Here is a 22,660-nt window from a genome sequence, read left to right as displayed (position 1 = left end):
TGTAGTGCCGAAATTCCAACCTCATTGTCATCCCAAATAGGGGGCTTTTGGAAGGTAGCAGGATTGAGTTGGTTGGCACGTTTGTGAGGTCAGGAGTTAATCGTGGCAATCATGTTCGTCAGAGCACAGATGATCAGCAGAGGGGCAGGACGTAACATCATCTCTGCGGCCTCTTATCGTCATCGCACCCGGATGAGAGACGAACAGACCGGAACTTCGTTTAACTATCGTGGTGGCGACGATGATTTGGTCCATGAAGAACTGGCTTTGCCGGAAGATGTCCCTGCCTGGCTGCGCTCAGCCATAGAGGGCAAGACCGTCGCCGGGGCCAGTGAAGCCTTGTGGAACGCCGTCGATGCATTTGAGACGCGGGCGGATGCGCAACTTGCCCGTGAGTTGATCATCGCGCTGCCGGAGGAACTGACACGGGCGGAGAATATTGCCCTGGTTCGGGAGTTCGTCAGGGACAATCTGACTTCGAAGGGTATGATTGCGGACTGGGTCTATCACGACAAGGATGGTGATCCCCATATTCATCTGTTAACTGCGCTCAGACCTCTGACAAAAACTGGCTTTGGTCCTAAATATATGCCGGTTCTCCAGCCTGACGGGAAACCACTACGTGAAGTAAAGTCGAATCGCCATAACGGGGATATTGTCTATAGATGTTGGGCTGGTGACAAAGAGACCATGAAGGCGTGGAAGGTTGCCTGGGCAGATACGGCCAGCCGTTATCTTGCGCTCGCTGGTCATGATATTCGCCTTGATGGGCGCTCTTATGCTGAGCAGGGTCTGGATGGAATTGCCCAGAAACATCTTGGGCCAAAAAAGACCGCTATGTTGCGCAAGGGCGTGGAGATGTATTTCGCGCCGGCCGAGCTTGCGCGTCGGCAGGAAATGGCTGATCGGTTGCTTGCTGACCCAGGACTTGTCCTCAAGCGTCTTGGCAATGAGCGCTCAACCTTTGATGAGAAGGATATCGCCAGGACACTGCATCGCTATGTTGATGATCCGGGTGATTTTGCCAATATTCGCGCGAGGTTGATGGCGTCAGACGATCTTGTGCTGTTGAAGCCGCAGCAGGTGGACAGGCAGACTGGCAAGGCAATCGAACCTGCCGTTTTCACCAGTCGCGAGATTTTGCGTGTTGAATATGACATGGCGCAGTCGGCGGAGGTTTTGTCAAAGCGAAAGGGTTTTGGGGTCGCCGATGTGAAGATTGCAGCTGCCGTCCGGAGCGTCGAAACGGCGGATCCGGGAAAACCGTTCAGGCTTGATCAGGAGCAGATTGATGCGGTCCGTCATATTGCTGGCGATAGTGCCATTGCTGCTGTTGTAGGACTGGCAGGAGCCGGCAAGTCGACACTTCTTGCCGCTGCCCGTGTCGCCTGGGAACATGAGCATCGTCGTATCTTTGGAGCGGCCCTGGCCGGGAAGGCTGCGGAAGGTCTGGAGGACAGTTCCGGCATCAAATCGCGAACCCTTGCCGCCTGGGAACTTGCCTGGGAGAATGATCGAGACCGCCTCAAACGTGGAGACGTCTTTGTCATCGATGAGGCCGGCATGGTGTCATCTCAGCAGATGGCACGCGTTTTAGAGGCGGTTGAGAATGCCGGTGCGAAAGTCGTTCTGGTTGGAGATGCGATGCAGCTTCAGCCAATCCAGGCCGGTGCAGCCTTCCGGGCCATAGTGGAGCGGATTGGTTTTGCCGAGCTTGCCGGTGTGCGTCGTCAGCGGGAGGTCTGGGCACGCGGTGCCTCCAGGCTCTTTGCACGCGGCAAAGTCGAAGAGGGGCTCGATGCCTATGCTCAAAAGGGGCACATAGTGGCGGTTGAACACCGTGCTGAAGCAGTCGAGCGTCTTGTTGCCGACTGGAGCGACGCGCGCAGAGAGGCGATCGCACAGTCGCGGACGGCAGGCAAAGATGGAAAGCTTCGCGGCGACGAGATGCTCGTGCTTGCGCATACCAATGAGGATGTAAAACGCCTCAATGAATCCCTGCGCAGCGTCATGAACAGGGAAGGCGCTCTGACAAACGCTCGTGCGTTTCGCACGGAGCGCGGGGTTCGGGAATTCGGCTGCGGTGACCGGATCATCTTTCTGGAAAATGCCCGCTTTGTTGAAAAGCGCGCAAAGCACCCTGGTCCGCAATATGTCAAAAACGGTATGCTCGGGACTGTCGTTTCGACCGGTGACGCGCGTGGGTGTCCGCTGTTATCGATCCGTCTCGACAATGGCCGGGATGTGATGCTCAGCGAGGATAGCTATCGCAATATCGACCATGGCTATGCTGCGACCATCCATAAAGCGCAAGGTACGACCGTCGACCGGACATTTGTGCTCGCCACCGGCATGATGGACCAGCATCTGACCTATGTGTCGATGACCCGTCATCGTGACCGCACCGATCTCTATGCCGCACGCGAGGATTTTGCGTCGAAACCGCAATGAGGCAGGAAATCGCGTGTTGATCATGCAGCCGGTGTTGCCGGCGAACTGATTGCGACCGGTATGGCGGAGTTCCGGCCACAGGATAAGGATGCGGATCAAAGTCCCTATGCTGATGTGAAGAGAGATGACGGAACCGTGCATCGGCTCTGGGGTGTCAGCCTGCCCAAGGCACTGTCCGACGGAGGGGTGTTGGAAGGCGATACTGCACTTCTCCGAAAGGACGGTGTTGAAATCGTCAAGGTCAAAATCGCTGTCACAGACAAGGAAACCGGCCAGAAGAGTTTTGAGGAACGCGAAGTCGAGCGAAACGTCTGGACGGCAAAGCAGCTCGAACCCGCAGCCTCGCGTCGAGAGCGGATCGAGCGCGAAAGCCATAGGCCGGAACTGTTCGGGCAACTGGTTGAACGTCTTGGCCGTTCAGGTGCCAAAACCACGACGCTCGATTTTGAAAGTGAGGCCAGTTACCGGGCGCATGCGCATGACTTTGCCCGCAGGCGTGGTATCGACACGCTTGCCGGAGTTGTGGCCGCAATAGAAGAGCGTGTCGGACAAAAGCTGGCGTGGCTTGATGACAAGCGCGGGCAGGTGGCAAAGCTTTGGGAACGGGCGAGCGTGGCGCTTGATATCAGGATCGAACGCGAGAAAAGCGTTTCCTATAATGAGCAGCGTTCAGAAAACCTTGCAGCACGAGCAGCGGAAACATCAGAGCAACGCGGCGAAGACGGCGCATATCTTCTTCCACCGATAATCCGGTTCGCCCGCAGCCTCGAAGAGGATGCCAGACGTGCGCAATTACATTCGGATCGCTGGAAGGAACGGGAGGTCATTCTTCGCCCTGTGCTGGAGAAGATCTATTCGAAGCCTGACGGAGCGCTGGCCAGGCTCAATGCCCTTGCGTCAAACCGGCAAATAGAACTACGTGGCCTTGCCGAAGATATTGCCGCTAAACCAGAACGTCTTGGCCAGCTCCGGGGATCGGATCGCCTTTTTGACGGCGGTGCTGCTCGCGATGAGCGTAAACAGGCGCGCGCCGCGCTGACAGAACTCCGCCCTCTGGCGCGGGCCCATGCAACGGAATTCCGGCGTCAGGCGGAACGCTTTGGCAAGGGCGAAGAGCAACGCCGCGCCTGTATGGCGCTGTCGATCCCCGCACTCTCAAAGCAGGCAATGGCCCGCCTTGTCGAAATTGAGAAGGTGCGCGAGCGCGGTGGACCCGACGCCTATAGGACGGCCTTTGCGCATGCTGCGGAAGATCGTTTGCTGGTCCAGCAAGTGAAGGCGGTCAATGAGGCGCTGACCGCGCGTTTTGGCTGGTCGGCCTTTACGCAAAAAGCTGATGTCCTGGCTGAACGTAATATATTCGAGCGCATGCCGGAGAACCTTGATCCGGATCGGCGCGAGAAACTGACGCGTCTCTTTGCTGTAGTGCGCCGCTTTGCAGACGAGCAGCATCTTGCGGAAACAAAGGACCGCTCGAAGGTCGTTGCAGCTGCCAGCATCGAGACAGGCGCGAAAACAAATGCCGTGTTGCCGATGCTTGCAGCCGTGACGGAGTTCAAAACACCAATTGAGGACGAGGCAAAGGTGAGAGCGCTCACAGCCAACCATTACGGCCACAATCGCGCAGCCCTTGCCGAAACAGCAGCCAGCATCTGGCGTGATCCGGCAGGTGCCGTCGACAAAATAGAATCTTTGCTCGTGAAAGGCATTGCCAGTGGGCGGATTGCAGCAGCCGTTGCCAACGATCCGGCAGCCTATGGCGCTTTGCGTGGTTCTGGCCGCATCATGGATAAGTTTCTTGCATCCGGGCGTGAACGAAAGGAAGCGCTTCTGGCTGTTCCAGACGCAGAAAGCCGTGTTCGGTCACTGGGTGCATCTTACGCGACGGCACTGAGCAACGAGACCAAAGCGATCACCGGGGAGCGCCAGCGCATGGGAATTGCCATTCCAGGTTTGTCACCTGCAGCCAACGAGGCATTGCGTGAGCTCACACAGACAATGAAGAAGAAGGGCGCAAATCTCAAAGTGGAGGCTGGGTTGCCCGGCGCCGATATCCTGCAGGAATTCGCCACTGTCAGCCGCGCGCTCGATCTGAGGTTCGGCTATGATGCCGTCCGGAGCGGGGAGAAAAACCTCATAAACGGCATACCGCCATCCCAGCGCCGGGCATTCGAGACAATGCAGGAACGTCTGAAGATCGTACAACAAACCGTTCGCATACAGGCAAGCCAGCAAATCGTAGCAGAACGTCGGCGTCGCAGCATCAATCGGGGACGTGGTGTCATCCGATAGTTGCCTTGGGAAAACGACAGGAAGTCCAGCATGGTCAGTCATCTTGCCAAAAAAGCTGATCGTGCTCGGCCGCTCCCGTCTGACGTTCAATGCCGGAGTGCTGTCGTTCGCATCCTCTACACCAATCGCTGGCACCCTCCCGCAAAGCGGGGGCGTTCAACGGACCCATGTCGGCCATTGAAGAAGCGCTAGTTGGCGGTTCATGAATGTCTAACGCGAAGAGGGAAGTGCTTTTAACGGGGTCTCACTCATCTTCGTTAGGTGAACGGCACATACTTTCTCGACCACGGCGATGAGCAGGTTCGTTTGTTTCAAAAGCCAGTGTAGTGCTTCTTCTGTGATGTCAAAATGCGGAGAATAGCGCGCCTTCACATAAGCTTCATTGACGATATTGAACCACGCCTTGTAACGCTGTTGATCTTGCGGCCATGCCTTGGCCAGTTCATTGCGTTGCCCTTCTGCAAGCCGACGCAAGAATTTCAGGTTGTGTGAAGCCGGAGAGTAGTTTGTTGTTACCAACAGGAAGGTGGAATAAGCCTGTTCTATGGCCTGATGAAGGATGAAGGTTGCTTCTTTAAGGTCACCCCTCCTGCAGCAGAAATCCCGCCGTTTTTGCAAAAACTCTTGCATGCGGTAGCCGATCATCAAAATATTCCTTAGCGATACGATAGGCGTCTTCCGGATTGAGAATGCCGGGCTGGGCAAGGGGCTCGGGATCAAGTTCGTAGAGGACGATGCCTTCTTTGCGAATGTCAGTGAAGAAATATCGTCCTTCCTTAATTCGCGTGTTCACCTCGCGCAACGAATGGACGATGAAGTTTACCGGTGTCTGCACATCCCGCAGGCGCATAAGCCGATCCTCGGTTTTGCGCCAGAACTCAAAGTCCGTCAGTTTCCGGTTGTTGACGATGATCAGCAGATCAAAATCAGAGCGGTAGCCTTTGCCGGTATGCGGCTCATCCACCTGTGTGCCGCGCGCATAGGACCCAAAAAGAATCACCTTGACGATACGACCGCGCTTCTTGAACTCAGCCGAACCTTCCTTGAGCGCATCCTCGAATTCCTCGAAGATAACTTCCAGCACGCGCTGCAACTCACGCTGCTTTACGTGAGGCAAGTGATCAATACGGTCTTTCATCAGCACGGGCGCACCTGTCGGTTTAAGTAACGGTTAAGATATGTCATGCGTCGGTTCAGAATGCAAAAGTCGATGTTGATGATCAACTAAGCTATTGAAAAAAGTTATAAAAATATTCGTCTTATTCAGAGACATGCAATCGATCTATTTGAATGTTAAAGGATTTAGGTTAGGCGCGAGCGAAACGTTTGAAGTACATTGAACATCTATTTGAGACTTGGCCACTTATCACTCCAAACTGCCAACTCATTACCTGCGGACCGGCGTCAAAGCCCCCGTCCAGCCCTTCGGAATAGGCGGAATAGGTCGGACCGTAATCGGTGAACGACCAGCCGAATGCCCGCGCATAGAAACTTTTTGTTGCGTCGAGCGAGCGATTGGCTGCGGGCATTTCCAGATAATCGAGTTTGCCAGTGATGCGCACTGCATCCTCCAAGTGTTCGTTATTTGTTCTTATTTTTGCGGTATCCGGTGAGGAGAGTCAATCGTCCTGTGTCGATATGGACTGTCTAATCGATTCTATTGTCGCGGCTTGTCTTTTTTGGTTGGCAGCAGCCTTGTGGATCGCATAAGCAACGGAAGCAGGTTCTGGGAGTACTTGCAATTGTTGCAAGCCTTTTATGAACCGGTCCTGCATAAAGGGAGGCCATAATGGCGAAGTGGGTGTACACATTCGGCGACGGCAAGGCAGAGGGCGCTGCGAGTGATCGCAATCTCCTCGGCGGCAAAGGAGCGAACCTGGCTGAGATGAGCAGCCTTGGTCTGCCCGTACCGCCAGGCTTTACTATTACCACCGAGGTCTGCACCTATTATTACGACCACGATAGCAACTATCCGTCCGAACTGGACGAGCAGGTGCGTTCCGCGCTTTCCCATATCGCCAAGGTGACTGGCCGCAATTTCGGCGATGCCGACAAGCCGTTGCTCGTGTCGGTTCGCTCCGGCGCGCGGGCTTCCATGCCCGGCATGATGGATACGGTGCTCAATCTTGGCCTCAACGACGAAACCGTGCAGGCTATCGCCCGCGAAGCGGGTGACGAGCGCTTCGCCTATGATAGCTACCGTCGTTTCATCCAGATGTATTCGGATGTGGTGCTGGGCGTCGATCATGGTTTCTTCGAAGAGATTCTTGAAGACAAGAAGGACGATCTCGCTGTCGATGTCGACACGGCGCTGACGGCTGAAGACTGGAAAGACGTCATCTCGCTCTACAAGGCCAAGGTCGAGGAAGAGCTGGGTCAGCCTTTCCCACAGGACCCGCACCAGCAGCTTTGGGGTGCTATCGGTGCTGTTTTCTCCAGCTGGATGAATGCACGCGCCATCACCTATCGCCGTTTGCATAGCATTCCGGCGGCCTGGGGTACGGCGGTCAATGTGCAGGCCATGGTATTCGGCAATATGGGCGAGACCTCCGCCACGGGCGTCGCCTTCACCCGCAACCCGTCGACCGGCGAGAAGAAGCTTTACGGCGAATTCCTCGTCAATGCACAGGGCGAAGACGTTGTGGCGGGCATTCGCACGCCACAAAACATCACCGAGGAAGCGCGTATCGCTGCCGGTTCCGACAAGCCGTCGCTTGAAAAGGTGATGCCGGAAGCCTTTGCGGAATTCCTCAAAGTCGCGGACCGTCTGGAACAGCACTATCGCGATATGCAGGATCTGGAATTCACCATCGAGCGCGGCAAGCTCTGGATGCTCCAGACCCGTTCGGGCAAGCGCACTGCCAAGGCTGCCTTGAAAATGGCGGTCGAAATGGCTGGTGAAAAGCTGATCACCGAAGAAGAAGCCGTGCTGCGCATCGATCCGGCAGCGCTGGATCAGCTGTTGCATCCGACCATCGATCCCCGTGCCGAGCGTCAGATCGTCGGTCAGGGCCTGCCTGCCTCTCCGGGCGCTGCGACGGGTGAAATTGTCTTCTCGTCGGAAGATGCCGAACAGGCAAAATCGGAAGGCCGCAAGGTCATTCTGGTTCGTATCGAGACCAGCCCGGAAGACATTCACGGCATGCATGCGGCAGAAGGCATTCTGACGACACGCGGCGGCATGACCAGCCATGCGGCGGTCGTGGCGCGCGGCATGGGTAAGCCTTGCGTTTCGGGTGCAGGATCTTTGCGCGTTGATTATCGCAACGGCACCATGCTGGCTGCCGGACAGACCTTCAAGAAGGGCGATGTCGTCACCATTGACGGTTCGAGCGGGCAGGTGCTGAAGGGTGCCGTTGCCATGCTCCAGCCAGAGCTTTCCGGTGACTTCGGCCAACTGATGGAATGGGCCGACCGTCAACGCCGCATGAAGGTGCGCGCCAATGCGGAAACCCCTGCCGATGCCCGCACGGCGCGGTCTTTCGGCGCGGAAGGCATTGGCCTTTGCCGCACCGAGCATATGTTCTTTGACGGAAGCCGTATCGTTGCGATGCGTGAAATGATCCTCTCCGACAATGAAGAAGGCCGTCGTGCAGCGCTGACCAAGCTTTTGCCGATGCAGCGTTCGGACTTTGCCGAGCTGTTCGAAATCATGAAGGGGCTGCCGGTCACGATCCGTCTGCTCGATCCGCCGCTGCATGAATTCCTGCCGCATACGGATGAGGAAGTTGCCGAAGTGGCCAGCTCCATGGGCGTGGATGCAGTGAAGCTGCGCGAGCGCGCCGAAAGCCTGCACGAGTTCAACCCGATGCTCGGCCATCGCGGCTGCCGTCTGGCGATTTCCTATCCGGAAATTGCGGAAATGCAGGCGCGGGCGATTTTCGAGGCAGCCGTTGAAGCAGGCAAGAAGACCGGCGAGCCGGTCGTGCCGGAAGTCATGGTGCCGCTGGTCGGTCTCAAGGCGGAGCTGGATTTCGTCAAGGCGCGCATTGATGCCGTGGCGCAGGATGTCATGAAGGAAGCGGGCGTCAAGATCGACTATATGGTCGGCACGATGATCGAACTGCCGCGTGCCGCCTTGCGGGCAGCAGAAATTGCCGAAACGGCAGAGTTCTTCTCGTTCGGCACCAACGACCTGACCCAGACCACCTTCGGCATTTCGCGTGATGATGCGGCAGGCTTCCTCACCACCTACCAGCAGCGTGGCGTCGTGGAGCAGGACCCGTTCGTGTCGCTCGATGTGGATGGCGTGGGCGAACTGGTGCAAATCGCTGCCGAACGTGGACGCAAGACGCGCGACAAGATCAAGCTTGGCATTTGCGGCGAGCATGGCGGCGATCCATCGTCGATTGCCTTCTGCGAAAAGACCGGGCTCGATTATGTCTCCTGCTCGCCGTTCCGCGTGCCGATTGCACGACTGGCAGCGGCACAGGCCGCAGTGCGCAAGGCGTAACATCAAAGAAAGCGCCCCGGAGAAATAGGGGCGCTTTTGCGGCAAAATCAGTGGGAAATCAGCCTGACGGGCTGGTTTCCCACTTGCCGCGAGCGGGGAAAGTATCCAGAAACCAAATCGTTAGCGTGCCGGTCTGCTGTAAGCGGAGCGGCCCACTGGACAATATTACCCGACGTATTAAAATCCTTCGAAATTTACACTTTCAGAAGAACGGGCCATGCGTCGTTTCATTTCTGCGGCGGGGGCCGCGCTTGTTTTCATGTGCAGCGCGGCGGGCGCTATCGAGGTTTCACCGCAGGATGCGGCAAAACCGGAAAAGATTCGTATTGTAGAACCGCAGCTGCGCATAGCGCGGGGCGGGGCTGCAACGCCGCAAGTTGCGCTGACGCTCGATGCCTGTATGGGCAAGACGGATCACCGCATTCTCGATACGCTGGTCAAGGAGCGTATTCCCGCCACGATTTTTGTGACGGGGCGCTGGTTGAAACAGAATCCCGAAGCCTTTGCAGTGATGAGGGCCAATCCCGATCTGTTCGCGATTGAAGATCACGGCGCTATGCACATTCCGGCCATTACCAATGCGCCGACCATGTATGGCATCAAGACCGCAGGGTCGCTGGATGCCGTGCGCTCGGAAATTGAGGGCGGATCGACGGCAATTGTCGGGGCTGGTGCGCCAAAGCCGCAATTCTATCGCGATGCCACGGCTCGCTATTCAACCGACGCCGTGGCGCTGGCCACAAGTCTTAGCTACAAGATCGGCGGTTATTCGCTGAATGGTGATCAGGGCGCTTCGCTGCTGGCGCCGACAGTGGCGCGGCGGATTTCGGCAGCGCGCGACGGCGATGTGATCATCTCGCATATCAATCAGCCGACACGCTCGGCAGGTGAGGGCGTTGCCAAGGGCATTGTGGCGCTGAAGGCAAGGGGCATGAAATTCGTGCTGCTGCGCGATGTCGAAACGTCGATGACGCTGAACCCGGTGCCTGAGCATAATCTTCAGGCCGGTGTTCCGGCAGCGAAAAAGCCAGTCGCGGAAAAGGTGAAAGCGAAGGTGGATACGGGGAAATAGTGCATCTGGCCAAATGGGTTCATTTGGCTTTGCACATATGCGCTTCGATCAGCCGCCGTTCGTCTGTTCTTTGGGTGACAGGCTCTTCATGACGGCGGCATAGTTGCGGCCGAGGCTTTCGAAAAGCGCATTCTCGCCTTTTGGCGGTTCGACTGACAAGGTTGTGCCGTCATTGCGCAGCGTGACGAAAATCACCTGATCCTGCGGCTGACCTGCAATGGCGATTGCGCCGATGCGCTGGGCTTCGCTTGTGTCGAGTGCCGGCATGTTGAAAAGAACTTCGCCGCCGACACGTTCCGCAGCCTTGGCAAGGGCTGCGTCGAACCCCTCGATCAGCACGTCAATGGCGCCGAGCGCAAACTCCAGCTCGACGGCTTCGAGCGTCATCGTGCTCGCTTCAAGACTCGTCTGGGCGCTTTCTTCGGCGCTGCCCGACTGGGTCGTGGTGCCAATCCCGTTGGCACTGTTTTCAGGCGCATGGTTCATTCCGTCCTCTCCGACGAATCCGAAAAAAGCCCCCTAATAATTGATCATGCCCTTCATTAGAAGTTGCTGCAATGCTCTTTTGATTGATTTACCTCGCTTTTTTCTGTTAGGCGGCAATAGGGAGCCGGAAGTTGCTTACACTTCATGCGTTTTTACGGTGCCGTGATCGCGTATAGCGTGTGCCTTTTCGGCGAGTAGAGATGAATATGAAAGGCTGAACAGCGGGATGTTTTGCCGGGGTCGAATCTCTCTGCTATTCATAAGCGTGGCTGAATGTTGTGGCCGTTTTGGGATTCTGACGTTTTGTTTTTCACGCACATCTGGTCCGAAAACCGCTTTGCACTTTTCGGGATGTGCTTCTAGGGATCTAGATGAGAAAACTTCGCTATCAGCGGCGGCAGTCGCGTTCTGCGGTCTGGGCCTTGCGGTTTGGCGTCTTTGCTGCCGTGCTGCTGGTACTGGCGTTTTTGCTGCATCGCTTCTGGAAGCTTGAAACGCCTGATTTCGTCCTGGCTGCCGGATTGAGCGGCGCTCTGGCGTTGCTGGCGCTGCTTTGCGCAGCCAAGGGTTTTCGCAATCTCTGGGTCAATGGCGACAAGGGCGGGGCGCGGTCTTTCACGGGCTGCATGTTTGCCTGCATCGTGCTGGTGCCTCTTGGATTGCTCGGCGTTCTCTGGATCAGCTCGCCAGCGCTCTATGATATCTCGACCGATTTCGACACGCCGCCGCAATTTCCCACCAACATGCCGCACCGCCTGCAATGGATGAACCCGCTGACACCGGCAGTCAGCGGCGATGCACTGACGCAGCTCACCGCCTATCCCGATGTGCTGGGTCGCCGCTATGAGGCTGCGCCTGACCGGGTGGCGCAGGGCGTGCAGACGGTGTTGAAGAGTTTCGGATGGCAGGTAATCGCCAATGATGCGCCGTCGCCGGAAGAAAACGCCACACGCTTTGTGGCGACCGCACATAGTTTCATTCTCGGCCTCAAGAGCGATATCGTCATCCGGCTGCTGGATGAAGGTGAAGCCACCTATGTCGATATCCGCTCGCTCTCGCGTTACGGCAAGCGCGATATGGGGCAGAACGCGGCCTTCATCACCGATTTTCTTGGGAGCCTGGAAGGCGAAGTGAACAAGGCGCCTGCCGACGTTGAATAGTGCGACTTACTTGGGCTGGTAAATGCCGTCGAGCGATGGGTCGCCATCGGTCACGATTTCGCCGCGTCCGACCAGATCTTCCAGATGTGCCAGCACCGAAAGGGCTGCTGCGCCATGCAGGCGCGGATCGGTATCGCGATAGATCGCCCTTACCATGTCGCCGATAGTGCGATCGCCCTGAATGATCCGCTCAAGTATGGCGCGCTCGCGCATTTTGCGGTGCGCGCGCAACCCGCGCACAAAGGCTGCGGGCTTGGTCACTGCGCCGCCATGGCCGGGCAAGTAGACATGATCGTCACGGGCCAGCAGTTTTTCGAGCGAGGCCATATAATCGCTCATCGAGCCGTCCGGCGGTGCAACGATGGAGGTTGCCCAGGCCATGACATGATCGGCTGAAAACAGGATATCTGTGCCTTTCAGCCCGAAAGCCATGTGGTTCGCGGCATGGCCCGGTGTGTGGAGGCCTTCAAGGGCCCAGCCGTCGCCTTCAACTATACCGCCATCAGCGAGCACGATATCAGGCGCGAAATCCGTGTCGGCGCTGGCTTCAAGCGCATTGACCTCGCCCGCATGATAGGGGCGGGCAGGCCGGTGCGGGCCTTCGGCGACCGTCTTCGCGCCAAGCTCGTTTTTGAGGCGCTCGGCCAGCGGCGAGTGATCGCGATGGGTGTGGCTGACGAAAATATGACTGACAGGGCGTCCCGCAATGGCGGCAAGCAAGGCTTGATAATGGACCTCATCGACCGGTCCCGGATCGATCACCGCAAGCGTGTCGTGGCCGATAATGTAGCTGTTGGTGCCATGAAAGGTGAAGGCGCTCGGATTGTTGGCCGTCAGGCGGACAATCCCTTTACTTAGCTCAACCGGCTTCCCATATTCAGGAGAGAAACTACTGTCGAAAACAAGCGCCATGGAAGTCACTTCCAATTTATCTGTGGTGTCATTGTCGAAACGGCATAGGACTTATATAGTCGGGTTTCAAACGTTAACTGTCTGATACGGCAAGAATTGACGTCAGACGGTTGCGCGTTCGAAATTCGGAAATCGTATTCATCACGTTCAGGAGTTGGATATGCCGCATAGAGCCAAGTCACGCGTCGCTACCGCATCGCTCGCCGCCGAATCTCGTCAAACCAAACAACTGGCCCGAATATTCTCGTACATTTCGTTTGGCTTGATCGCGACGGCCCTCCTTGCGATTGTTTCCGGGGTGAAGGTTGATTTCATCTATATGATCATGGCGGTGCAGGCAGTTGCGCTCTTGGGCTTTTCAGCGCTCTACGGCTTTTCAAAGAAGAAGTGACACGCGCCAACGGCGCATGATTGTCAAACCTATCTTCCAATGGCTGCGAAGGCCGGATGACGTCCGGCCTTTATTCATATCTCGTTGAAACTGCTTCGCGATTGACAAGTGACGCCGGACGACGCTTTGTCATCCTCCCGTTCTGATTTGTGGGAGGCACAGTTGAAGGTTGAGACGCTGGCGGTAGAGCCGCTGACCAAGCAGGCATTCACACCTTTCGGTGATGTCATCGAGGTTGAAGGGGCGGAGCGACGTCTCATCAACAATGGTTCCACCGAGCGTTTTCATGATCTGGCCCGGGTTGAGGCAGATGGCACGGAAGCGCGCGTGCTGATCAATATTTTCCGTGGCCAGTCCTTTGAAGCGCCCATCGATATCGTCATGATGGAGCGTCATCCCTTCGGCTCGCAGGCCTTCATTCCGCTGGAACGGCGTCCGTTTCTCGTCGTTGTGGCCGAAGATGCGAATGGCAAGCCCGGGCGTCCGCGTGTTTTTCTTGCCAAGCCTGATCAGGGCGTCAACTATCTGAAGAATGTCTGGCATCATCCGCTTCTGGCGCTTGAGCAGAAATCGGATTTTCTCATCGTTGACCGTGCTGGCAAGGAGGATAATCTGGAAGAATATTTCTTCCCGGATGTCGTTTTCCGCATCCAGTCGGCCAAGCCAGACTGAAGTTTATCGAGGGGTAACATGGGTAGACTTTCCACGCACGTTCTCGACACAGCACATGGCAGCCCGGCTGCGGCAATGCGCATCGAGCTTTATCGGGTCAGCAAGGGCGCACCGGAACTGATCAAGCGCGTTGTCACCAATCTGGATGGCCGCACCGATGCTCCGCTGCTGACCGGCGACGAAATGCAGGTCGGTATCTACGAGCTGCAATTCCATGTGGCCGAGTATTTTGAAGGCCGCGGTGCCGATCAGGCCAATCCGCCTTTCCTTGATCTCATTCCGATCCGGTTTGCTATCGCTGACGTGGAGGGGCACTATCACGTGCCGCTGCTCGTCAGCCCATGGTCCTATTCGACCTATCGCGGCAGCTGACGGGCACTTATCCCCGCGTGGTTCACCAAGACTAGACTCCTCGCAGTATTACTCGAGGAGCCGAACATGGACGAAACACCCAATCTGAAACTTCCCTATATTCTGCCCAGTCAGGCGCAGAATCATGTCACGCATAATGAAGCATTGCGGCTGCTGGATGCGGTCGTAAATCTAAGCGTGAAATCGCGCACCCTGACCGCGCCGCCGACAACGCCCTCCGCTGGTGCACGCTATCCTCCGCTGGTGCACGCTATATTGTGGCATCATCAGCGACCGGCGCTTGGTCGGGCAAGGAAGGTACAATCGCCTCGTTCATTGACGACGGCTGGCTGTTCATTCAGCCCGCTACTGGCTGGCAGGCCTATATCGAAGCGGAAGCGCAGCTTTTGGTTTTCGACGGGGCGCAGTGGAATCCGGCAAGCGGTAGCGTGCCAGATACACTGTCTGTTTCGATGCTTGGCATTCAGGCAACGGCAGATACGGTCAATCGTTTTGCGGTTTCGTCGGCAGCGAGCCTGTTCAACAATGCGGGCGCTGGACACCAGATCAAGCTCAACAAGCAGGCGGCGACCGACACCGCCAGCCTTTTGTTTCAGACCAGCTGGACCGGCTATGCCGAAATGGGGCTGAATGGCAGCAGCGATTTCAGCATCAAGGTCAGCGATGATCTCGGCCAGTGGCGTCAGGCCATGTATGTGGATCGTGCGACAGGCAATGTCGCCATCGGAACCACTACCCCACTGACGCGGCTTGATGTCGATGGGCCGATCCGGCCAGCATCCTATTCCAAAATCAATCTGCCTCAGGCATCGAAACAAGGCACAGGCGCGATGGTCTATGTAACGGATGCATCGGCCAGCGCGCAGCTCGCTTATTCCGATGGTACGGCGTGGCGCAGCGTCAGAACAGGTGTTGCGATATCCTGAGGGGATAATCCCGCCCTATCTGTCTGGAAAATTGGAATTTTTCCGGACAGATTGTCTTTTTCAGACGCATTTTTGCCGCACGCGCGTTTTAACTGCCTGAAACATGTTCGTTAACTATATGCAGGATCAATTAAGATGGTTCGCGTTGCGGACTCATGCTAACGATTGCGGAAATGCGAGGGGCTTCATTGTTGGTTAAGGTAAGGAATTTTTGCCGCCGACAGTGTGGGTGATTGTTTCGCTCTGTTTTGAGAGCAGGATAATGCGCGTATGAGTTTGAGATATCCTTGGCAAAGGCTGGCGCTTTTGCCACGAATTACCAAGCAAATTATTTTGATGCTGAGCGATTGCGTTCTGCTTCTGCTGAGCGCTTATCTGGCGTTCGTTATCCGTTTGGGCTTTGTTTTCGCACCGAATAATGCTCAGCTTTTTCTGATCATCATTGCGCCCATTCTGGCAGTTCCGGTTTTCATCCGGTTCGGACTTTATCGTGCGATCATCCGCTATCTGGCAGAGCGTGCGATCTGGCCAATTTTTCAGGCGACTGCTGTTGCGGCTCTTTTCTGGGTTGCCCTGGTGTTTTTGATGGGGCTCTACGGCGGCGTCGGTCTGCCACGCTCCGTGCCGCTGCTCTACTGGCTGTTGAGCACCGTGCTGATCACGGCCAGTCGATTCGGCGCGAAGTGGTTGTTGCGCAATGCCGAAACCGGCCGGAATTTTACCAGTTCAGCGCTGATTGTCGGCGTCGGAGAGCCGGCGCGCCAGCTTGCAACAGCTTTGCGCAGCCACAGTGACACATTGGTGGTTGGCTTTGTTGATCCAGACGGGCAGCTCAAGGGGATGGATATCATTGGCCTGCGTGTTTACGCGCCTGAAGAAATCCCCGGCCTTATCGAAAATTACGGCGTTAAGCAGGTGCTGGTGTCTGAACCCTCGCTTGATCAGAAGCAGCGGCAGGATTTTGCGCGTCTGCTTGGGCGGCTTCCGGTCAATACGCGCATTCTGCCGCCGATTGCCGATCTGAGCGCGGGCAAGTATCTGGTTTCAGCGCTGCGCAATATCGAGATCGACGACCTTCTCGGCCGTTCGCCGGTGCCGCCAGATGCAGAACTGCTGCGCGAAGTGGTCGAAGGTCGTCGCATCATGGTCACAGGCGCTGGCGGTTCCATCGGCAGCCAGCTTTGCCGGACCATCGTGCAATGGAATCCCGAATGTCTGGTACTGTTTGAATCGAGCGAGTTCGCACTCTATCAAATTGAGCGCCAGTTGCGTCAGCTTGCTTCCTGCCAGATCGTGCCGGTGCTGGGTTCTGTGCGTGACCGCGCTTACGTCGAGCAAGCACTGCGCGATAACCGCATCGACACGGTTTATCACTGTGCTGCCTATAAGCATGTGCCCTTGGTTGAAAAGAACCCGTTGATCGGCATCTGCAACAACGTATTTGGCACACTGGACGTGGCCGCAGCGGCGTTGGCTACCGATGTTGAACGCATGGTGCTGATCTCCTCAGACAAGGCCGTTCGCCCGACCAATGTCATGGGCGCAACCAAGCGCTGGGCCGAGTTGGTCGTCTATTATTATGGCCTGCTGGCCGCACAAGTGGGTAAGCAGAAGGCGTTCTATTCGGTCCGTTTCGGCAATGTGCTTGGATCGAACGGTTCAGTTGTGCCGCTTTTCCGCGAGCAGATCGCCAATGGCGGTCCGATTACGCTGACCCATGAGGACATGACGCGTTATTTCATGTCGATCAAGGAAGCTGCAGAACTGATCGTCCAGTCAGGCGCGATAGCCGAATCCGGTGACACGGTGCTGCTGGAAATGGGCGAACCGGTCAAAATTCGCGATCTGGCTGAAAACATGATCCTGCTCGCCGGTTTGACCGTGCGCAATGGGGAGAATCCTGCGGGCGATATCGCCATTGAGGTTACGGGCATCCGCGAAGGCGAGAAGATGTATGAAGAGCTCTTCTACGATCCTTCGCAGGCGCAATCGACGCGACACCCGAAGATCATGCGCGCTCCAAAGGGAAACAAGGCCGCTGTGGATGTGCCTGAGAGCCTTCAGCGCCTTCAGGCGGCCATGGAAAGCGGTGATGTGGACGCTGTTCGCAAGATACTGTTTAGCGTCATAGCTTCCTGAAACGTCCGCGAAAGTCCAGAAGCAACACCAGCGTGGCTACTACCGCAACCAGCAGGAATGCCACGCGGGTGATGAGATGATCAAGCGCCAGCAGCGCGACGGCACAGGCAATCAGGATGAGATTGAGCAGTGCCACATGGCCGACAACCTTCAAGACGCTCCAGCCTGCGCGTTTGGCGACCTGATAAGCATGTTTCGAGTGGGCTTTCAGGATATTCTCGCCTTGGCCGAGACGCAAGATAATGGTCGAGCCCGCATCAAGGATATAATAAAGCGGCAAAATCAACGCCACGACGATATGAGTCTCGCGCGCCAGAAGAAGCAGGGCAGTGCCGGTGATGAGCCCGAGCGGCAAGCTTCCTGAATCGCCGAGGAAAACGCGGGCAGGGGGGCGGTTGAAGCATGCAAAGCCAAGCAAACCACCCGCAGTTGCTGCGCTCAGTCCACCGCTTTCCATGCCCGCAACGCCAAGCGCTGCCAGCAGAGCGATACCCGCCAGCGGCAAACCCAATCCGGCGACGGTCATCAGATCCAGGCCGTCCATGAAGTTCGTGACATTGATGGCGATAAGAAGCGCAAATACGATCAACGCAGCTTCCAGCCAATGTGGCAGCACATCCTCTAAAAGCCGGAAGTCAGGTCCCAGGCCATAAAGGACAAGGCTGGCAGCCAGAAGCTGCGATCCGAGCCGAATTATCTCGGAAAGCTCATAACGATCATCCAGTCCGCCCACAATCCACAGCAAGGTCGATGCACCGATGAGGCAGAGCAACAGCCTGTTGGCAATTTCGAGATCAGCCCCGAAAATCAGCAAAGTCGCCAGCGTCGCCGGTATCAGAGCCAGTCCGCCAATCTGCCTGGCTGCCACGGTGTGATTGGAGCGCAAATTCATGCGCGCTGCCAAAAACGTCGCCGGCAGAAGGCGTGAAAGGATCACAAGCCCCAGAACGCACAGAACTGCACTGAATAGAAAAGCGATTGCTAAGAAAAGCATAGGGATACCGACGGCAAATGAAGCTGATAGCAGGGATTATCAGCTTTGTTGGTCTGCGCAAATCCCTGCTTTCATTGACGGTGGAAGAAGCGAGCTGATTGAATGATTATGACGCTCGAACTGGTAGTTTGCGCATTGCCGTTGATTTCGCGATTAGGCGATTGCGCTTGCCAAATGAAGCGGCTATAAGGCCGCGCAACCGATTGCTTCGGTTTGATTTGTTGGGGCGTAGCCAAGCGGTAAGGCAGCGGTTTTTGGTACCGCCATTCCCTGGTTCGAATCCAGGCGCCCCAGCCAAAATGTAGTATTGAGTTTCCTTTTCGGTCAGTTTTAATCCGCAGACGCGTGCTTAATCAAGAGCGTCTATTCAGTTGACGTCCTAGTCACCTGAATCTAAAGTTCGGTTCATTGTTTTCTGGCAGAAACGCTTGACCGACGCGAGGATTTGATCGGCAGATTTAACCCATTTGTAGGGTGCGGGGCTTTCGTTGTGTGCTTTGATGAAGGCAATAATGTCAGCCTCGAGTTCTGCTGTTGAACGGTGTGCGCCACGCTGTAACTGCTTTCGCGTCAGTTCTGCAAACCAACGTTCGACCTGATTAATCCAGGATGCCGACGTAGGTGTGAAGTGAACATACCAATGAGGTCGCCGCGCGAGCCAGGCTTTGATCTTAGGTGTCTTGTGGGTTGCATAGTTATCCATCACCAGATGCACGTCTGGCCCGTCGGGCAATTCGGCGTCGATCCGTTTTAGAAAGTCAAGAAATTCAGCGGCTCTGTGACGCTTGTAGCAACGACCGATTACCGCGCCAGTGGCAACGTCGAGCGCGGCAAATAGGGAAGTTGTGCCATTGCGCACATAAGTATATGTCCGCCGTTCAGGGATACCCGGTGCCATTGGCAGAACTGGCTGTTCACGATCCAGCGCCTGGATTTGCGACTTCTCATCTACGCATAGAACAATCGCGCGATCTGGTGGCGACATATAAAGCCCAACAATGTCCTGGACCTTGTCAACAAACAGCGGATCGGTGGACAGTTTGAATGTCTCCGATCGATGTGGTTGCAAGCCAAAGGCTCGCCAGATCCGCCGGATAGTGGTGTGCGAAAGCCCGCTATTGGCCGCCATCGAACGGATGGACCAGTGCGTGGCATCTGTGGGTATAGTGTTCAATGTACGCTCAACAACCTGAGCAACCTGCGCATCGGAAACCGTTCGCGGTCGACCTGCACGATACTCATCTGTCAGACCCTCGATGCCATCCTGTGCAAACCGGCGGCGCCACTTACCAACAGTATGTTCGTGAACACCCAAGCGTTCGGCAACCTCCTTGCTGTGCAGACCCTGGGCGCACAGTAAAATCATCTGGCAACGATCTGACAAGGAACGGGGCGCTTTATGCTTACGCACCTGGGTTTCAAGGAAGTTTTTGTCCGCCTCGTTTAGAACGACGAGGTTCGCTGGCCGGCCAATCATGATAAAAACTCCTGTTCCTCTGACAGAAGCTAAACAATATGAGGCTTACTTTAGTTCCACCTGACTAGGCCGTGCACTCATAAATAGGCCAGCTATTTGAATTGATTAGTGCTTCAAAGCCTTGGATTTCGAGGTCTTTGATGTCACGTAGCCGCTTTGAACTCACAGAATGGGAATGGTCGATTATTGCGCCGCTGTTATCGTGCAAACCACGTGGCGTGCTTGGGTTGACGATCACATGGTCCTCAATGGCATTCTGTGGTGTTTCCGCACCGGGTCATGATGGTCGGAAATACCGGAGCGTTACGGTGTTGCAGCGACTTGCTACAACCGGTTTGTTCACTGGCGTCGTGCCGGTGTCTGGAATAGGCTGCTTAAGGCTGTCTCGCAGGCTTCTGACGGCGACATCGTGATGATCGATGGCACCTGTGTTCATGTTCACCAGTACGGAGCTACAGGAAAAAGGGGGGCACCGACCATGGTTACATTGGACGTTCCCACGGCGGCCTCACAAGCAGAATCCACGCGATTGTTAATGCGGAAGGCTGCTCGGTCAATCTTTGCCTGATCGGCGGCAGGTTGCCGATTGCTCTCAGGTCGAGGGTCTCACTGAACGCATCAAAGCGGGCGGTACGCTGCTTGTGCACAAAGCTTACGATGCCGATGCCACCCGCAAGGGCGTCTTCGCATTTTCGCCACGGGTATATCGCTAGAGAAATCTGTTCGAGCGCTTCTTTAATCACATCAAACACTGTCGTGGTATAGCCCCGCATTACGACGAAAACCCTGACAATTTCCTAGCTGCAATTAAACTCATCGCATTCCGCATCTGGCGCAACAGTTTATGGGTCTCCGTTATGGGCAGCGTAGGCGAATTTGAGCCAGAATCCCTGCGGTGGTGCTTGAACCATGCTGATAAAGCTCTCTACGAGCTGTCCGTATCGCGGGTGGCAATGGGTGCGGTAGGCAAGATCATCACGAATGGCATCAGCATCATCAACTTTGACACAAGCTGTCGTTGCCGTAAGCGCGATCTGCCAGCAATATCTGACTCGGCCCGACCGCCTCAAACATATCGACCGCCGAGCGCCCATCATGCGTTTGTATCGCGGTCAGTTTCAGATGGATCGGACAGCCAACCGCATCAGCAAATGCATGGATTTTGGTTGTCATGCCACCACGTGAACGTCCCATGCAACGGGATCGCTCATCTTTTTTGGCCGTTGGCTGCGTGTTAATGGACTCGGAGCGAAGAACTGTCGATCATCTGAAATCGTCGTTGTAAGGTAACGGCCCGATTGCTACCGCCTGTTGAAGCAAGGCCTCGTGACGTAAGACACGTCTTTAGCGACGTCGTTAATGACGTGTCTTGCGATTGAGGTAGACAATGCGGATGGAGATACTGGGCCACGAACGCCGACGTCGGTGGCGGGTCGAAGAGAAGCTTGCGATAGTCAGGTCGGTTGGGGTTGATGGCGCGACAGTCACAGAAGTTGCGCTCCGTCACGATGTATCGCGGCAGCAGATTTATATGTGGCGTAGCGAGTTGAAGAGGAAGGGGCTTCTGCCTGCGTCGGTAGAGCCGTTGTTTCTTCCCGTTGATTTGACTGCCGCTCCGCTCGGTTGTGAGGCGAACAGTTCCGTCGATGCTTCATCCTCAATGGTTGAATTGCAATTGCGCTGCGGCCGTCGACTTTGTTTTGGCAGCCAAGTGGAAGGCGCAGTGCTGACGCGGCTGATCCGGGCGGTGGAACACGAGGCCAATAGAAGTTGGACGCCGGAATTGGTTATTCGCGGGCGCTGATACTGGCGCGGAAACTCTGGCACGCGCCATGACGATCATTGAAACGGCGAAGATGAACGGCATCAACCCGCAAGCCTATCTGGCCGATGTGCTCGACCGCATTCATCATCACAAGATCAATCGGCTCGATGAGTTGCTCCCATGGAACTGGGTGCCTCTCGTGGCAGAACATGCTGAGGCAGCCTGATGGCCACGGTCACGTTTGTCTACACCACAGACTATGTCACCGAAATGCTCGAAGAGGATGCTGACCTTCTGTATGCGATCATCCGCAATGACGATAACCTGACCTATGGAAACATAGTCACTGTCGTAACCGGTGACGATCAAACCACTTCCGCTTTGACGAACGACGGCATCGATGAACTCAGACAGATGCTGGCCGACGCGCGTCAATCAGCCCAAAAATGGCAAGAATTCCTCGAATGCTTTGTCGATGACGAAGAGATCGTCGCCCGCGTCAAGACATATTCCCCACGGTAACAATCGGGCCGTTACGTTGTAAGTTTCTCATGTCGCATTGAGAATACGCCCCAATGCCCGGCAAGACGCCAGCGGTTAAAACGGTTCGCGACGATCGTATAGAGCGTACCGGTGTTCCGCTCTCACGTTGTCCTCGCAGCTCTAATCTGTGATCGCATATCCATGGACGAACAACAACGAATGGCCCAATATGGGCATCGGCGGCATCACACCCCACAGAAACTAAAAATAGCTGCGCAAATTCTACCGCGGAGCCCCGTTAAAAACAGGTAGCTAGTGTCCTGTCCCGCAAATAGCTTTACAAATATCGCAAATGGGCTGAAAATTCGTTGTCTGCAAGGAGAACGGATATGGCGCGTATTGGTCGACCGCAGGAACGCATACTTTGCCTGAGTGAAGGCGAGCGCGAGGAGCTGGAGCGCATCAGTCGCTCCCATTCGGCACCGCACAGTGTGGTTCGCCGTGCACAGATCGTGCTGGCCTGTTGATTTGCACTGAGAAGTGACCCGGCATTGCCGGATATTGTCATCGAGAATTGACCCATGTTTTGAACCTTGCTCCGCGTGTTTTTAACGG

At 55.9% G+C, this 22,660-nt stretch carries 15 protein-coding genes, 1 tRNA gene and 6 pseudogenes; 15 read left to right on the top strand and 7 right to left on the bottom strand.

Annotated features, from left to right (window positions below):
• Window positions 1-102: 102 nt before the first annotated feature.
• Window positions 103-4,743, top strand: a pseudogene (traA, locus tag FHW00_RS09845) (Ti-type conjugative transfer relaxase TraA).
• A gap of 210 nt (window positions 4,744-4,953) precedes the next feature.
• Here the strand turns inward: traA and FHW00_RS09840 are convergent.
• Both FHW00_RS09840 and FHW00_RS09835 read right to left on the bottom strand, forming a co-directional pair.
• Window positions 4,954-5,881 (bottom strand): annotated as a pseudogene (locus FHW00_RS09840) (nucleotidyltransferase and HEPN domain-containing protein).
• 262 nt (window positions 5,882-6,143) lie between these two features.
• Window positions 6,144-6,305, bottom strand: a pseudogene (locus FHW00_RS09835) (VOC family protein); the annotation flags it as partial.
• A gap of 227 nt (window positions 6,306-6,532) precedes the next feature.
• Here FHW00_RS09835 and ppdK point away from each other — a divergent pair.
• The gene (ppdK, locus tag FHW00_RS09830) at window positions 6,533-9,196 is read left to right on the top strand and encodes a pyruvate, phosphate dikinase (RefSeq protein ID WP_182514648.1); all 2,664 of its coding nucleotides are present in this window, start codon (window positions 6,533-6,535) and stop codon (window positions 9,194-9,196) included.
• A 217-nt stretch (window positions 9,197-9,413) separates the two neighbouring features.
• Window positions 9,414-10,268 (top strand): polysaccharide deacetylase family protein, encoded by an 855-nt coding sequence (locus FHW00_RS09825; RefSeq protein ID WP_078338098.1) that lies wholly within the window; start codon window positions 9,414-9,416, stop codon window positions 10,266-10,268.
• A 48-nt stretch (window positions 10,269-10,316) separates the two neighbouring features.
• Here FHW00_RS09825 and FHW00_RS24530 read toward each other — a convergent pair whose 3' ends face one another.
• A complete protein-coding gene (locus FHW00_RS24530) occupies window positions 10,317-10,655 on the bottom strand; it encodes a hypothetical protein (protein ID WP_280992107.1) in 339 nt (112 codons plus the stop codon).
• Window positions 10,656-11,125: 470 nt separating this feature from the next.
• On the opposite strand from FHW00_RS24530, the gene FHW00_RS09815 reads away from it, so the two are divergent.
• Window positions 11,126-11,914, top strand: coding sequence for a DUF1499 domain-containing protein (locus FHW00_RS09815; RefSeq protein ID WP_078338099.1), 789 nt, complete (start codon window positions 11,126-11,128; stop codon window positions 11,912-11,914).
• A gap of 6 nt (window positions 11,915-11,920) precedes the next feature.
• On the opposite strand, the gene FHW00_RS09810 is transcribed toward FHW00_RS09815, so the two are convergent.
• A complete protein-coding gene (locus FHW00_RS09810; RefSeq protein ID WP_078338100.1) occupies window positions 11,921-12,826 on the bottom strand; it encodes an MBL fold metallo-hydrolase in 906 nt (301 codons plus the stop codon).
• Window positions 12,827-12,986: 160 nt separating this feature from the next.
• On the opposite strand from FHW00_RS09810, the gene FHW00_RS09805 reads away from it, so the two are divergent.
• From FHW00_RS09805 to FHW00_RS09785, 5 genes and pseudogenes are all read left to right on the top strand, one after another.
• Entirely contained in the window at window positions 12,987-13,217 is a 231-nt protein-coding gene (locus FHW00_RS09805; RefSeq protein WP_078338101.1) for a hypothetical protein, read from the top strand.
• A gap of 162 nt (window positions 13,218-13,379) precedes the next feature.
• Window positions 13,380-13,889, top strand: a complete 510-nt coding sequence (locus FHW00_RS09800; protein ID WP_078338102.1) for an ureidoglycolate lyase — start codon at window positions 13,380-13,382, stop codon at window positions 13,887-13,889.
• A gap of 18 nt (window positions 13,890-13,907) precedes the next feature.
• Complete coding sequence (gene uraH / locus FHW00_RS09795; RefSeq protein ID WP_078338103.1) at window positions 13,908-14,261, top strand: hydroxyisourate hydrolase; 354 nt, start codon at window positions 13,908-13,910, stop codon at window positions 14,259-14,261.
• Between the two features lie 66 nt (window positions 14,262-14,327).
• Window positions 14,328-15,187, top strand: a pseudogene (locus FHW00_RS09790) (DUF2793 domain-containing protein).
• A gap of 270 nt (window positions 15,188-15,457) precedes the next feature.
• Complete coding sequence (locus tag FHW00_RS09785; protein WP_078338104.1) at window positions 15,458-17,326, top strand: polysaccharide biosynthesis protein; 1,869 nt, start codon at window positions 15,458-15,460, stop codon at window positions 17,324-17,326.
• Here FHW00_RS09785 and FHW00_RS09780 read toward each other — a convergent pair.
• Window positions 17,313-18,320, bottom strand: coding sequence for an MraY family glycosyltransferase (locus FHW00_RS09780; RefSeq protein ID WP_078338105.1), 1,008 nt, complete (start codon window positions 18,318-18,320; stop codon window positions 17,313-17,315). The two genes, FHW00_RS09785 and FHW00_RS09780, sit on opposite strands and share 14 nt — an antisense overlap.
• Window positions 18,321-18,542: 222 nt before the next feature.
• Between FHW00_RS09780 and FHW00_RS09775 the strand changes: the two genes are divergently transcribed.
• A tRNA-Gln gene (locus FHW00_RS09775) sits at window positions 18,543-18,617 on the top strand.
• 82 nt (window positions 18,618-18,699) lie between these two features.
• On the opposite strand, the gene FHW00_RS09770 is transcribed toward FHW00_RS09775, so the two are convergent.
• Window positions 18,700-19,797: an IS630 family transposase gene (locus tag FHW00_RS09770; RefSeq protein ID WP_078338106.1), complete on the bottom strand. Its 1,098-nt coding sequence runs from the start codon at window positions 19,795-19,797 to the stop codon at window positions 18,700-18,702.
• A gap of 140 nt (window positions 19,798-19,937) precedes the next feature.
• On the opposite strand from FHW00_RS09770, the pseudogene FHW00_RS09765 reads away from it, so the two are divergent.
• Window positions 19,938-20,630 (top strand): annotated as a pseudogene (locus tag FHW00_RS09765) (IS5 family transposase); the annotation flags it as partial.
• 163 nt (window positions 20,631-20,793) lie between these two features.
• On the opposite strand, the gene FHW00_RS09760 reads toward FHW00_RS09765, so the two are convergent.
• A complete protein-coding gene (locus FHW00_RS09760) occupies window positions 20,794-20,970 on the bottom strand; it encodes a hypothetical protein (protein WP_182514655.1) in 177 nt (58 codons plus the stop codon).
• 214 nt (window positions 20,971-21,184) lie between these two features.
• Between FHW00_RS09760 and tnpA the strand changes: the two genes are divergently transcribed.
• The 4 genes and pseudogenes from tnpA to FHW00_RS09740 all read left to right on the top strand — a co-directional run bounded on the left by tnpA (window position 21,185) and on the right by FHW00_RS09740 (window position 22,572).
• Window positions 21,185-21,601, top strand: a complete 417-nt coding sequence (gene tnpA, locus FHW00_RS09755; RefSeq protein ID WP_139364359.1) for an IS66-like element accessory protein TnpA — start codon at window positions 21,185-21,187, stop codon at window positions 21,599-21,601.
• Window positions 21,555-21,788 (top strand): annotated as a pseudogene (locus tag FHW00_RS09750) (transposase domain-containing protein); the annotation flags it as partial. The gene tnpA and the pseudogene FHW00_RS09750, both read left to right, overlap by 47 nt.
• Entirely contained in the window at window positions 21,788-22,084 is a 297-nt protein-coding gene (locus FHW00_RS09745; protein WP_078338107.1) for a hypothetical protein, read from the top strand. The pseudogene FHW00_RS09750 and the gene FHW00_RS09745, both read left to right, overlap by 1 nt.
• A 350-nt stretch (window positions 22,085-22,434) precedes the next feature.
• A complete protein-coding gene (locus FHW00_RS09740; protein WP_176168305.1) occupies window positions 22,435-22,572 on the top strand; it encodes a hypothetical protein in 138 nt (45 codons plus the stop codon).
• Window positions 22,573-22,660 lie beyond the last annotated feature (88 nt).

It is taken from the genome of Ochrobactrum sp. P6BSIII (genome assembly GCF_014138065.1).
Taxonomy (GTDB): domain Bacteria; phylum Pseudomonadota; class Alphaproteobacteria; order Rhizobiales; family Rhizobiaceae; genus Brucella.
This window is presented reverse-complemented; position numbering and strand designations above follow the sequence as displayed.